This window comes from Roseibium album (assembly GCF_965233825.1).
Lineage (GTDB): Bacteria > Pseudomonadota > Alphaproteobacteria > Rhizobiales > Stappiaceae > Roseibium > Roseibium album.
This window is the reverse complement of record NZ_OZ247583.1, coordinates 1,619,662-1,632,461: the sequence shown is the minus strand read 5'-3', so window position 1 is coordinate 1,632,461 and position 12,800 is coordinate 1,619,662. Positions and strand designations below refer to the sequence as shown.

At 58.1% G+C, this 12,800-nt stretch carries 11 protein-coding genes; 5 read left to right on the top strand and 6 right to left on the bottom strand.

The window, feature by feature from the left end; all coding sequences use genetic code 11:
* Positions 1–489, bottom strand: coding sequence for a hypothetical protein (locus tag ACO6TI_RS07605; RefSeq protein WP_196878103.1), 489 nt, complete (start codon positions 487–489; stop codon positions 1–3).
* Positions 490–621: 132 nt separating this feature from the next.
* Between ACO6TI_RS07605 and ACO6TI_RS07600 the strand changes: the two genes are divergently transcribed.
* Entirely contained in the window at positions 622–1,131 is a 510-nt protein-coding gene (locus ACO6TI_RS07600) for an MmcB family DNA repair protein (RefSeq protein WP_055391570.1), read from the top strand.
* A gap of 227 nt (positions 1,132–1,358) precedes the next feature.
* Here ACO6TI_RS07600 and xylA read toward each other — a convergent pair whose 3' ends face one another.
* The 5 genes from xylA to xylF form a co-directional block, all read right to left on the bottom strand.
* Positions 1,359–2,678, bottom strand: coding sequence for a xylose isomerase (xylA, locus tag ACO6TI_RS07595; RefSeq protein ID WP_055391571.1), 1,320 nt, complete (start codon positions 2,676–2,678; stop codon positions 1,359–1,361).
* Positions 2,679–2,689: 11 nt separating this feature from the next.
* Positions 2,690–4,141: a xylulokinase gene (gene xylB, locus ACO6TI_RS07590; RefSeq protein ID WP_422384664.1), complete on the bottom strand. Its 1,452-nt coding sequence runs from the start codon at positions 4,139–4,141 to the stop codon at positions 2,690–2,692.
* Between the two features lie 161 nt (positions 4,142–4,302).
* On the bottom strand, positions 4,303–5,070 hold the full coding sequence (locus ACO6TI_RS07585) for an ATP-binding cassette domain-containing protein (RefSeq protein WP_055391507.1): 768 nt from the start codon (positions 5,068–5,070) through the stop codon (positions 4,303–4,305).
* Positions 5,071–5,094: 24 nt separating this feature from the next.
* On the bottom strand, positions 5,095–6,390 hold the full coding sequence (locus ACO6TI_RS07580; RefSeq protein WP_282045251.1) for a sugar ABC transporter permease: 1,296 nt from the start codon (positions 6,388–6,390) through the stop codon (positions 5,095–5,097).
* Positions 6,391–6,515: 125 nt separating this feature from the next.
* On the bottom strand, positions 6,516–7,547 hold the full coding sequence (xylF, locus tag ACO6TI_RS07575) for a D-xylose ABC transporter substrate-binding protein (protein WP_104704448.1): 1,032 nt from the start codon (positions 7,545–7,547) through the stop codon (positions 6,516–6,518).
* A gap of 268 nt (positions 7,548–7,815) precedes the next feature.
* Between xylF and ACO6TI_RS07570 the strand changes: the two genes are divergently transcribed.
* From ACO6TI_RS07570 to ACO6TI_RS07555, 4 genes are all read left to right on the top strand, one after another.
* On the top strand, positions 7,816–9,081 hold the full coding sequence (locus tag ACO6TI_RS07570; protein WP_104704401.1) for an ROK family protein: 1,266 nt from the start codon (positions 7,816–7,818) through the stop codon (positions 9,079–9,081).
* Complete coding sequence (locus ACO6TI_RS07565) at positions 9,078–10,505, top strand: di-heme oxidoredictase family protein (protein WP_321190327.1); 1,428 nt, start codon at positions 9,078–9,080, stop codon at positions 10,503–10,505. The genes ACO6TI_RS07570 and ACO6TI_RS07565 overlap by 4 nt, the downstream gene beginning before the upstream one ends.
* A complete protein-coding gene (locus ACO6TI_RS07560) occupies positions 10,502–12,166 on the top strand; it encodes a CRTAC1 family protein (RefSeq protein ID WP_422384663.1) in 1,665 nt (554 codons plus the stop codon). The genes ACO6TI_RS07565 and ACO6TI_RS07560 overlap by 4 nt, the downstream gene beginning before the upstream one ends.
* A gap of 226 nt (positions 12,167–12,392) precedes the next feature.
* The gene (locus ACO6TI_RS07555; protein ID WP_055391512.1) at positions 12,393–12,647 is read left to right on the top strand and encodes a hypothetical protein; all 255 of its coding nucleotides are present in this window, start codon (positions 12,393–12,395) and stop codon (positions 12,645–12,647) included.
* Positions 12,648–12,800 lie beyond the last annotated feature (153 nt).

The window sequence follows — 12,800 nt, the reverse complement described above, 5'->3', positions numbered from 1 at the left end:
CTAGTTGTTCTCCGCGGCCTTCAGCACCGGCGTGATCTGTTCGCAAAAGCGGAAATGGACAGGTGGTCTTTCGCCCTCCTGAACGATCAGCCCGTTGGTACCGCGGGGCTGGACCGTGACGAGTTCGATCGACTCCGCACCATTGTTCAAGAGGCAGTTGATGGCCGCGCGTTGTGTATCCCGGCGTCCGAGTTCGGCGCCGTAAACCTGGCAGATCCGGTCCGGCATTTCCCAGAGCCCGCGATAAATCGCCAATGCGCTCCCCGGTGCACTCTGATCAATGCGTTTTGCCGGGCAATCTTCCAGATCCCGAACCCAGATACCCTGTGCGAAATCGGCAAAACGCAGATCAAGCGTCCGCCCCTTCAGAAGCGGTGCGGATCTCGGCACCTGGACCTTCAAATCACCCTTGGCCGCAAACGCAAGCCCCGGCAGTGCCAGGACCATGGCGGCGAGCAGCACACCCCGCAAACCAAAATCAAAATGCATAACCCCTCCAGGCTCAACGTCGCTCAACATAACCGTGCAATTCAATTCCCGAAACACGCAATTGCGCGAGAACGAGCTATGAACCCTGTTGAAAATCTTGCAACAGGCGAACAAAGATGGAACAAATACACAATGGCAAGCGATTTTCAACACTCTCCAGGCCGCATTCAGCTGGACGATCCGCTGATTGACGGCCGTCAATCGGAAACTGCTCTGAAAGTGTGGCGCGGAACCGCACGATTGCTGCGCCAACTCGATTTCGCCTGCCTTCCTGAAGTTACACTTGCCTCTAACCGGCGAGCGGACCTGCTGGCGCTCGGCCCCAAACACCAGTTGTGGATCGTCGAAGTCAAATCCTCGATCGCCGATTTTCGTGCAGATACCAAATGGCCCGACTACCGTCTGCATTGTGACCGGTTGTTTTTCGCGACCCACCCGGATGTTCCAGCAGAGATCTTTCCCGAAGAGGCCGGACTTATCCTGTCCGACGGATTTGGGGCGGAAATTCTGCGGGAAGCACCGGAACACAAGCTGGCGGCGGCCACGCGCAAATCGGTGACCCACCGCTTTGCACGCCATGCCGCCAACCGCCTGCACGACTTGTCCGACCCGGACGGCAGGCGGTTTTTCGAGGGGCTTTGAATATTTGTGTCAATGAATTCCGGGTGCATGTGCTTGTCATCCCGGCCGCAACGAGCCGGAAAGCCGAAATCCGGTGATCTGTTCGAAACGCCGGGGGCCAATCCTTTGCCTCGGATGGCCGAATCCCTGCCTTCGCAAGGATGACAAACAACACGTTTCAGCGCACGAATTGCCTGCATATCGGAGCTGCCTCGAACGAGCACAGTGCGTCTTCGAGGCAGATCAACTCAAACGAACAGGTTCACGAGGCTTTCCAGATATTCCTGCCGGCCAGACTTCGGCTGAGGTTCCAGGTCGGCTGCGTGGACGCGGTCGGCGAGGGCTTCGAGCGACGAGCCACCATTCAGGATCTCCGCATTTTCCGGCTTCTGCCATCCAGCATAGCGATCGTCAACGAAGCCTTTCAGACGGCCATCCTCGAGGATCGCAGCCGCGGCCTTCAGGCCACGGGCAATGGCATCTGCCGAGCCGACATGAGCCTGGATGAGATCGACCGGATCGAGTGATTGACGGCGAAGTTTCGCGTCGAAATTGGTCCCGCCGGTCGTAAAGCCGCCCGCCATCAGGATCTCGTAATAGGCAAGTGCCAGTTCGGGCACGTTCATGCCGAAATGATCCGTATCCCAGCCGCACTGGTAATCATTCCGGTTCATGTCGACCGAGCCGAGAATTCCGAAGGACCGCGCCATGTGCAATTCGTGTTCGAAGGAATGACCGGCAAGAATTGCGTGTCCCTGCTCGATATTCATCTTGACTTCGTTTTCCAGGCCGTAGGCCTTCAGGAAACCGAATACCGTGCCGACATCGTAGTCATATTGATGCTTGGAGGGTTCCTGCGGTTTCGGCTCGATCAGGATCGTGCCGGTGAATCCGATCTTGTGCTTGTATTCGACAACCATGTTAAGGAACCGTCCGAGCTGGTCGAGTTCCTGCCCGGCATTGGTGTTGAGCAGTGTTTCATAGCCCTCACGGCCACCCCAGAGCACGTAGTTTGAACCGTTGAGCCGATGGGTTACGTCCATCGCATTCTTCACCTGGGCAGCCGCGTAGGCGAAGACATCCGGATCGGGGTTTGTTGCCGCGCCCGACATGAAGCGCCGGTTGGAGAACATGTTGGCGGTGCCCCAAAGGAGCTTGATACCAGTGTCCGACATCTTGCGTTCGAAGATATCGGCAATCGCGTTCACATTGGCATTGCTTTCGGCCAGGGTCCCGCCTTCCGGCGCGATATCGCGATCATGGAAGGTGAAGAACGGCATGTCCAGGATCTGGAACATCTCGAAAGCGACGTCGGCCTTGAGCCTCGCCTGATCCATCGGGTCACCACCAGCAGCCATCCAGGGCCGCAGAAAGGTCTCTCCACCGAAAGGATCACCACCCGGCCAGCAGAAGTTGTGCCAGTAACAAACGGCGAACCGCAGGTGATCTTCCATGCGCTTGCCGAGAACGACTTCGTCCTTGTTGTAGTGGCGATAACTCAGCGGATCCTTGCTGCCCGGTCCGGCGTATCGAATCGGCTGCAGATCGCCAAAGAATCCAGTGCTCATATTCATGCTCCTCAGAAGCCGGCTTGCTTGAATGCCGGATACAGATTGCGCCAGCGGCCATAGGCCTCGGCATAGTTTTCACTCAAGGAAGCAACGGGATCGATGCTTGCCTTGATTTCCGGCCTGGCGAAAATCCCGTCCGTTGTGCCGAGCACCGCTGCCTGACCAAGGCGCGCCGCGCCGAGCGACGCCCCGAAATCGCCGTCGACTGGAACATCGACCGGAACATTGAGCAGGCTGGCGATGATTTCGAGCCAGACGCGGGAACGCGAGCCGCCTCCGACCGCAAGCAGGCGGTCAATCCCGGTGCCGGCCACGCTGAGCGCATCGAGGCAGTCCTTCAGGGCAAACGCAACGCCGTCCAGAACGGCGTGTGTCAGCACGATCTCGTCGGTCTCGTGCGAAATTCCGGCAAACCCGGCGCGGATTTCGACATCATTGTGCGGCGTACGTTCGCCTCCAAGATAGGGTAGAAACGAAACCTGGGAGGGCCCCGAGACACCGGTCAATCCGGCCGTAAGCTTTTCCGGCGATGCCTTTACGACACGGGAAAGCCAGTTGAGGCTGTCGGTCGCCGACAGAATGACTCCCATCTGGTGCCATGTGCCTGGAATGGCGTGACAAAACGCGTGGACAGCGCCTTCGACATTGGGTGAAAATCGATCGTTGGTGACAAAGAGCACACCGGAGGTGCCAAGCGACACGAACGCCGAGCCGGGATCGACAGCACCGACACCACAGGCAGAGGCAGCGTTGTCCCCGCCGCCGCCGGCGACAACCGGCGCGGTTTGCATCCCCCAGCGGTCGCGAAGATCCGCTTTCAGCATTCCGGAACTCTCCGACCCTTCAACAAGGCGCGGCATTTGACGACGCGAGAGACCCGTTGCGGCGAGAAGGTCATCGCACCAGTCCCTTTTGGCGACATCCATCCAGAGCGTTCCCGCGCTGTCGGACATGTCGCCCGCATAGTCTCCCGTCAGCATGAAGCGGACAAAATCCTTGGGCAGGAGAACCATTGCCGTCCTTGCAAATATCTCCGGCTCGTTCTCGCGCACCCATTGCAGTTTCGGCGCAGTGAAACCCGGCATCACGAGATTGCCGCCCAGCGACTGAAACTTCGGCTCTTTGCGGGTCAGTTCTTCACACTGCTTACCCGATCTGCCGTCATTCCACAGTATGCATGGCCGAAGCGGATTGCCGGCCTCATCCAGAAGCGTTGCCCCATGCATGTGACCGGAAAGCCCGATGCCTTTGACAGCTGCCATATCGACCGGCGCCTGGTCCTTCAGTGCGTCCAATACCGTCTGGCAGGCTGTCCACCAGCTCCCCGGGTCCTGCTCAGACCAGCCGGGGAAGGGACGCTCGACGGTCAGGTCCGCGGTCGCGGAGGCGATTTGCGACTGATCCTCGCCAAGAAGGATGGCTTTGACTGAACTGGTACCTATGTCGAGACCGATATACATGAGGTGCGTTCCTCAAAATTCATCAAAAAGAAGGCCGATACCCGCTGAAGGGCCTCGGCAAGAGCATTGCCAGCTGTCCGCCTGATCCGACTGGAATGACCTGACAGGAGTGGGTTGCAGATCCGATCCCTAACCGGATCAGACCTGCAATTCCTTCCGGTTTAGCCGACCACTTCCTCGTCCACAAGCGCACCCGGTCCCGGAGTCGCCCCCGGTGGACACTTGCCAAGGATGATCATGCCAAGCACATCATCGTCGGTGACATCCGTTGTCTTCGCCGATCCGACGAGTTGGCCGTTTTTCATGACGGCCAGCCGATCGCAGAGCTGGAAAACGTCATGAATGTCATGGCTGATCAGGAAAATGCCGAGACCCTGCTTCTTCAATTCCTGAATCAATTCAGCCACCATTTGCGTCTCGTGGACACCGAGCGCCGCGGTCGGCTCGTCCATGATCAGGATCCTGGCGTTGAAATAGACCGCCCGTGCAATGGCAACCGATTGTCGCTGACCACCTGACAGGGCCTTTACCGGCGCATGGAACTTCTTGAAGTTCGGGTTGAGCTTGCTCATGATCTTGCGAGTTTCCGCTTCCATTGCGTCGTCATCGACGAAACCGAACGGCGTGGTCAGCTCCCGTCCGAGGAAGAGATTTGACGCGGCATCGAGGTTGTCGGCCAGCGCGAGCGTCTGGTAGATGGTCTCGATATTGTAGGAGCGGGCATCACGCGGCGAATGGATGTGCGCTTCCTCGCCGTTGATCATGATCTCTCCGCTGTCGGCCTTGTAGGCACCGGACAAGATCTTGATCAAAGTCGACTTGCCGGCACCGTTGTGGCCGAGAAGACCCACCACTTCCCCAGGATAGAGATCGACGGTTACGTGATCCACGGCGTGCACTCCACCGAAGGAAATGCACATGTTCTTCATTTCTACGAGAGGCGTATCCATGTCTTACTCCCCCGTGCGCTTGCGGTAGATGATGTCTACAAGAACAGCCAGCACCAGAACGACACCAACAACAATGTTCTGCAAAGGAGCATCGACACCGACCATTGCCATGCCGGACTGGAGTGACTGCATGATCAGTGCCCCCAGAATAGCTCCATAGATTGTGCCGACACCGCCGGAAAGAGCCGTTCCCCCAATTACCGCTGCGGCAATGACCCGAAGCTCGTCCAAAGTGCCCAGGTCATTGGTCGAAAATCCCAGACGGGCAGACGCAACCGCGGCCGCAAGCGCGCACAGACCGCCCATGATGGCGAAAATCTTGACCGTCAGAAACCGGGTGTTGATACCCGACAGTTCAGCTGCATCCGGATTGCCGCCGGTCGCGAAGATGTAGCGGCCGAGACGGGTTCGCCGTGCTGTCACCGTCATGGCCACCGCGACAAGAATGAGCAAGACCACCGAGTACGGGATACCGTATCCGATCTCCAGACCTTCCGGCATGGTCTCGCCTGCCGCCTCGAACATCCGCTTCAGACGGGCAGTCGGGATATGATACGCGTTTAGCGTCCCGACAAATCCCAGAATTGCGATTGATATGATTGCCCCGAGCGTGACTTCTGCCCAGACGGGTTTGACCGGAAAGCCATGCGACGCCTTTCGCCGCCTGGACGCAATCTGTAGCCAAAGCACAAGTGTGACGGCCAAGATGCCAAAAATCCAAGACGCACTTTCACCGAGTGTTCCGCCAATACCACCGAGCATTGTAAATGTCTCGTTGAGTGGACCTATGGTCTGGCCGGACGTGATGAACCAAGCAACGTTTCTCCAGACCAGAAGGCCGCCGAGGGTAACGATGAAAGCCGGAATTCCGAGATAACCGATCATCCATCCCTGGAATGCACCGATCGTAACACCGACTATGATCCCTGCGATCAGCGCTAGAACCCAAATTGCCGGGTGGCCGAGGCCAAGGGCATCCGGGTGCGCCAGAATGTCTGTCTGGACAACCGCCATGACGGCGGCAACCGTCGCCAGCAGGGAGCCGACCGAAAGGTCGATATGTCGCGTGACGATGACGAAAACCATGCCGGTCGCCATAATAGCCACGGAGACCGTCTGGATCGTCAGATTGAATATATTGCGCGGTGTCAGGAAGCGGCCCTCTGTCACCACGTTGAAAATCAGGCACAGGACGATGAACGCCCCGATCATGCCCAAAAGACGGGTGTCGAGCTGCAGTGCGGCAAAAAAGTTTCGGGCTGCCGGGCCTTTCGGACCGGGCAGAGCTGTGTCGGACATCGAGGTAACTCCTGCTTGGAGACCATTGTGCATTCGCATCGGGTGGTCCGCCCGGGGAACTGCAGTCGCAGCGTTCCCTTCAATGGCCCCGGTTCTGCAACCGGGGCCGCGCGTTGGCGTTTCTATCAGTTACAAGGTGCCGGACCGTTGGAGACGCCCTGGCAAAGATCATCCTTTGTGATCCAGCCGGCATCGACCACTGCGCTCAGGTTGTCCTTGGTGATCGGAAGCGGAGCAAGGAATTTGGCAGTCAGCTCGGTGCCCGACGGTGAGGACCATTTTCCGGCACCGTCAACGTCGGTCATGCCGGAACCGCCAGCCAGGGCAACGGCGATTTCACCGGCAGCCTTGCCGAGTTCACGAGCGTCCTTCCAAACGGACACGGTCTGGGTTCCCTTGGCAACACGGTTCAGCGCAGCGTGATCACCGTCCTGACCGGAAACCGGGATGCCATCCATGCCTTGTGCCGTCAACGCGGCAACGACGCCACCGGCAGTACCGTCATTGGATGCGACAACTGCATCGACCTTGTTGTCGTTGGCCGTCAGGATCTGCTCCATGTTGCGCTGGGCGTTCGCCGGCAACCAGCCATCGGTGTAGGCTTCACCCACGATCTTGATGTCACCGGCATCGATCGCTGCCTGCAGAACTTCCTGCTGACCGCCGCGAAGGAAATCCGCATTGGGGTCGGTCGGTGATCCCTTGATCATGACGTAGTCGCCTTTCGGCGCAGCCGCCAGAACCTCTGCCGCCTGCATGCGGCCGACCTCGACATTGTCGAAAGTCAGGTAAAAGGCGCGGGAATCGTCGATCAGTCGGTCATAGCCGACGACGGGAATGCCTTCGTCACTCGCAGCCTGGACAGCCGGGCCGATGGCCTGTGCATCCTGAGCCAGGATGATAAGCGCATTCGCGCCCTGAGCTATCAGTGCCTCCACATCCGAAAGCTGCTTTGCAGAAGAGCTCTGGGCATCGGCGGAAATGTATTTTGCACCGGCAGCCTCCAGGGCGGACTTGATGGCTGCTTCGTCGGTCTTCCAGCGTTCTTCCTGAAAGTTCGACCAGCTCACACCCACAACGACATCGGCAGCCTGAGCTGCAGTCATTGCGGTCGCGGACATAAGGGCGCCCGCCAGCAAAATGGTAAATTTACGCATCGCGATGTTTCCTCCGGTTGGCACGGTCTCCAGTTTCGCCGCGCCTGTAAATGCGTCTTGTTTGCGACCGGCAATTGTGCGCCGCCGCATATAGGACAACCTTGTTGCTATTTTTTTTGGTGTCCGAAAAAAAGTTGCAGGAAAGCGTGGCTCCTGTCAACATGGTTTTGCAAAACTCTTATTTCGGGAATTGAAACTTCTCGCAAAAACGGCGAAAATCCGGGAAAAATCCGGTTGGTGGAAACAAACAGGGAAGAGCTGAGCGCACATGACACGCAAGGCAGACCGGGATCAGATCCGGCGGCAAAACCGAAGTATTGTTCTACAGGCCCTGCGCCGAGGAGGCTCGATGGCCCGGATCGATCTCGGCCAGATCACACGGCTCAGTCCCGCGACCGTGACAGCCATAACCTCGGACCTGCTTGACCAGGGACTTATCCTCAGCCTGGAAAGCGAGGAACCCAAGACACCGCAGGCACGCGGACGCCCCAGAACGCTGTTGAAACTCAATCCGGATGCCGCATTCATCATCGGCGCCCGGTTGTCGGTAAACAATATCGACCTGTCCCTGGTCGACTTTGCCGGCGAAGTGGTTCGTGACAACCGCACAAAATTCGACAGCGCCGCTGCGGATGCAAGCAGTTTTCCGGAGATCCTGATCACCGCAATCAGCAACTTCCTCAAGGAGGCCGGTGTTCAACGGGGACGCGTACAGGAAATCGGCATCGCCGCTCAAGGTGTGGTGGAAACGGAAACCGGGCAGGTCGCATGGAGCCCTGCCTTTGCCGGTCGAAAAATTCCAATTGTCTCACCACTGCAGGACGCATTCGGTGCGCAGTGCTATATCTCCAACGACACCAACATGATCACCGAGGCCCTGCACTGGTCTGATCCGAACCGGTATAGCGGTACCTTTGCCGTCATCATGCTCGATTACGGTGTCGGCATGGGACTTTATCTGAACAACCAGCTGTTTTCCGGGGCAAGCGGAACCGCCGCCGAATTTGGCCACGCCAACCATATCCCCGGTGGCGCGTTGTGCCGGTGCGGCAAACGGGGATGCCTGGAGGCTTATCTCTCCGACTACGCGCTTGTGCGCGCCGCAACCCACCTGCCGGAAGATACCGATCCGATGACCATCAGGGCCGGCGTGCGCGGCCTCGCCCAACTGCTTGAGAAAGCGGCTTCAGGCGATGAAAACGCGCTCAAGGCATTTCACGAGGCAGGTCGGGTTCTTGGCTATGGCGTTGCGCGGGTTATCGCGATGATCGACCCGAAGCGACTCGTTCTGACCGGCGCGGCCATGCGCGCCTTTTCCTTCATGGAGAAGGGCATGCAGGACGGGCTTGAAGAAGCCCTGGTTGCCGATCTGCGCAACAATTTTTCACTCGATGTCATGCCCTGGAACGAGGACTTCATTCGCAGCGGGCTCATCGCGCAGTCTATGGAACGTCTCGACAAGGACTTTTTGGGCGCGGCAGAAAGAACTGCAGAAGATGCGCCAAGACGGGACAACGCGGAGATGCCGGCGTGACCCCGGTCTCCAGAGCCGCCCTGTTGAGCCTTGTTTTCACACTAGTCTTTGACTCAAAGGTTCTGGCAGATCCCGACCTACCGCCCTGGAGCGAAAGGGCGATCCAGGACGATATCGACATCGAAGCACTGGCTACCTCGGGCCAGGACCCCATCCCCCTGCTTCAAGCGCTCGGGGAGCATCTGTTTGCTGCCAAGTTCACCAGTCTCGACGGAGCGGGACGTCCCGACGCGACCGGAGCGAGCGTTCCAACCAAAGTGCGCCGGCAATCGCACCTCAGGTTTCAGCGGCTTGCCGGACCGGATGCAAATGCCTGCGCCTCCTGCCACAACGAGCCTGTCGTCGGGGGTGCGGGTGCTTTTACAGCAAACGTGTTCGTTTCAGAAGGATTTGAGAGCGCGGATTTCGATACGATCGACCCGCAGTTTTCCAACGAACGCAACACGAATGCGATCCAGGGCGCAGGCCTGATCGAACTGCTCGCCCGGGAAATGACCACGGATTTGCGCCGCCAGCGACATGACGTGCTCTCCTTAGCGCGCCGCAACGGACGGCCGGAGACGGCAGATCTCGAAACCAAGGGAATATCCTTCGGCCGCCTGACGGCCTACCCGGACGGAACGCTTGATGTTTCGCGCCTAGACGGGATCGATGATGATCTGACCATCCGGCCTTTCAGCCAGAAAGGTGTGTTTGCCTCGCTTCGTCAGTTCACGGTCAACGCCATGAACGCCCACCATGGTATTCAGGCGAGCGAGCGTTTCGGCCCCAGATGGACCGGGACCGACGATTTTGACGCCGACGGTGTCTCGGCCGAAATGACACCTGGCCAGATTTCCGCGCTTGTCGCCTGGCAGGCAACGCTTCCGGCCCCGACACGCAAGAAAAACCTGCCGGATATCTGGCAGTCCGCCAGTACCAGGGGAGAGAGTGTCTTCGGCGAAATCGGCTGTGCCTCCTGTCATGTTCCGGCGCTGCCGCTTGAATCGCTGATATTTCACGATCCAGGCCCATTCGACACGGCCGGAACGCTTCGCCAGAGCGACATGGAAAAACCCCTCGCACTGGACCTTGCAACGCTGGACTGGATCAAGAGCCTGCCGCGCGACGAAAGGGGCCGCACACTGGTGCCGCTTTTCGGAGATCTCAAGCGCCACAAAATTGCCGATGCACAGAACGAGACTTACGGAAACGAACTACTCGCGCAGAGATTTGTTGCAAGAGACGTTTTCATTACGGCAGAACTCTGGGGGATCGGCAGCACCGCTCCATACGGCCATCGCGGCGACCTGACGACGCTCAACGAAGCAATTCTTGCCCACGGCGGCGATGCAACGCAGTCCCGGAAAGACTATTCGGCGCTTTCAGAAAGCGACCGGCAGTCCGTCATCGCCTTTCTGCGTAGCCTGGAGATCGCACAATGAAGTTTTGTCATCTGTGCTCCAATGTGCTGCTGGGCCTTGCGGCGACCACCGCTTTCAATAGCACGGGACATGCCGACAACCGAAGGACCTCACAGGCACCGGTTCCCGTCTTTGCGGAAGAAGCAGGGGCAGCCGGAATAGATCACACCTATGACGGTGCCTGGGAGTTTTTTGTGGGTGGCGGGGTCGCGGTCTTCGACTGCAACGGCGACAGACGTCCCGACCTTTTCCTCGCCGGCGGCAACAATCCGGCGCAGCTTTTTGTAAATCAAGGTGCGTCGGGCGGTGCCTTGCTTTTTTCACCGAAGGAGACCGGTCTGAGCGGAAAGCAGTCCGCGAAGGTTCTCGGTGCCTATCCGCTCGACTTCAACAACGACGACCGGCTGGATCTCGTTGTATTGCGCCTCGGCGAAAATCTTCTGCTGGAAGGCAAGGGCGACTGTACGTTCGAAATTGCCAATCGAGCGCTTGGATTTGACGGAGGCCGCGAATGGACGACTTCCTTTTCCGCGACATATGAAGCCGCCAGCGACCATCCGACGCTCGCATTCGGAAATTACGTCGATCGCTCCCAGCCCGGATCTCCGTGGGGCACCTGTCATGACAACTTTCTGTTCCGGCCGGAACTGTCTGCCGCGGGACAGGTTAGCTACCCGAATCCCGTCCGTCTTTCACCCGGTTACTGTTCACTTTCAATGCTGTTCACCGATTGGAACCGGTCAGGTGAACCGTCCCTGCGCATCTCCAACGACCGGCACTACTATCGTGGTGGACAGGAGCAACTGTGGGCAGTTTCTCCAAACAGACCCCCTCGTCCCTTCCGCAAGACCGACGGTTGGCAGCACCTGAAAATCTGGGGGATGGGCATTGCGTCGATCGATCTCGATGTCGACGGATTTCCCGAATACGCGCTCACAAGCATGGGTGACACCAAATTGCAGACGCTCGATGTCGAAGCGGATGAAACAGTGCCGGTTTATCAGGACATCGCATTTGACCTCGGCCTGACCGCGCACAGACCCTATACCGGCGACGATCTGAAACCTTCCACGGGATGGCATTCGGAATTTCAGGACGTAAACAATGACGGGCTCTGGGACCTTTTCATTGCCAAGGGCAACGTTGAAGCCATGCCGGATTTTGCCGCCTACGATCCTGACAATCTGCTGATCGGGCAATGGGACGGAAAGTTTGTCGAGGCCGGCGATGTTGCTGGAATTGACCTTGACCGTCGGGGCCGAGGAGCCGGTCTTGCCGACTTCAACGCCGACGGACTTCTGGACCTCATTGTCGTCAATCGTGCCGCTCCGGTCAGCCTGTTCCGGAATCTGGGAGAAGGGACCACCGCAACCGTCAAGCCGCTCGGCAACTGGATTGCTATCGACGTTCGCCAGCCCGGCCGCGCCAATACGCGGGCTGTCGGCGCGAAGATCAGTGTGAAGACCGGGAACCGGACCGTCGTGAAAGACATTCAGATCGGCGCGGGTCATGCGTCCGGTCAACTCGGCTTTGTGCATTTCGGCCTCGGTGTCGCGGAACGGGCCAATATCAGGATCAAATGGCCTGACGGTGACTGGAGCCACGGCTACCGCGTTTTCGCCAACGGTCACGTGATCATTGAACGGGGTGCGGAAAAGGCACGCCTTTGGTATCCGGAATGAAACAGCGACACCTGACGCAGAACTTCGTGTCATGGCGGCCACTTGAAACAATCCGGCTTTTTTTGGGTATAACCTGAAACAAGATCGCAGGCTGCCCTTCCATGCGGCGCTTCGGCCACATTTCACGCTATTGTTGCAAGTGTTTGTTCATCGGCGTTTTATCGCTTCCGGTTAAACGGGCAAGTTTACGGATAGCGGTTTCGCGTAGCCGAAAGTGGGCCGTGACATGTTTTTTGGATTTCTTATCGGAGCCATTCTTTATGGCGCCTTCACATTGGTCGTCTTGATTATCTCCTCGGCGGAATTGCAGGAAAGCTGCACCAGCACGGCGTCACGACTGGCGCGTGTTTTTTTCATGTCCGTCTTCTGGCCGGTCACCATCGTCATTCTCACGATCGGGGTTCTGGTGACGCGCCTGGGCATTCAGTCCTTTCGCACCGGGCAATCGCAACGCTTCGGCTTGACGCACCGCCCATATTGATCGGCGCAAAAATCACCACCAAAGCGACAAGCCACTTTGCCGCCAACACATTTTGGTGACTGAAGCCTTCTATGGTGAAAATTTAATCAGGCTCGCTTTTGCGCCTAACTCACTGTGATTTAAGCAATTTAATCTTTGAGACAAATACTCAAG

What these genes read in the sequence shown, in the direction of transcription:
- ACO6TI_RS07605 (WP_196878103.1), bottom strand. Translation starts at nt 489, where the DNA reads ATGCATTTTGATTTTGGTTTGCGGGGTGTGCTGCTCGCCGCCATGGTC.
- ACO6TI_RS07600 (WP_055391570.1), top strand. Translation starts at nt 622, where the DNA reads ATGGCAAGCGATTTTCAACACTCTCCAGGCCGCATTCAGCTGGACGAT.
- xylA (WP_055391571.1), bottom strand. Translation starts at nt 2,678, where the DNA reads ATGAGCACTGGATTCTTTGGCGATCTGCAGCCGATTCGATACGCCGGA.
- xylB (WP_422384664.1), bottom strand. Translation starts at nt 4,141, where the DNA reads ATGTATATCGGTCTCGACATAGGTACCAGTTCAGTCAAAGCCATCCTT.
- ACO6TI_RS07585 (WP_055391507.1), bottom strand. Translation starts at nt 5,070, where the DNA reads ATGAAGAACATGTGCATTTCCTTCGGTGGAGTGCACGCCGTGGATCAC.
- ACO6TI_RS07580 (WP_282045251.1), bottom strand. Translation starts at nt 6,390, where the DNA reads ATGTCCGACACAGCTCTGCCCGGTCCGAAAGGCCCGGCAGCCCGAAAC.
- xylF (WP_104704448.1), bottom strand. Translation starts at nt 7,547, where the DNA reads ATGCGTAAATTTACCATTTTGCTGGCGGGCGCCCTTATGTCCGCGACC.
- ACO6TI_RS07570 (WP_104704401.1), top strand. Translation starts at nt 7,816, where the DNA reads ATGACACGCAAGGCAGACCGGGATCAGATCCGGCGGCAAAACCGAAGT.
- ACO6TI_RS07560 (WP_422384663.1), top strand. Translation starts at nt 10,502, where the DNA reads ATGAAGTTTTGTCATCTGTGCTCCAATGTGCTGCTGGGCCTTGCGGCG.
- ACO6TI_RS07555 (WP_055391512.1), top strand. Translation starts at nt 12,393, where the DNA reads ATGTTTTTTGGATTTCTTATCGGAGCCATTCTTTATGGCGCCTTCACA.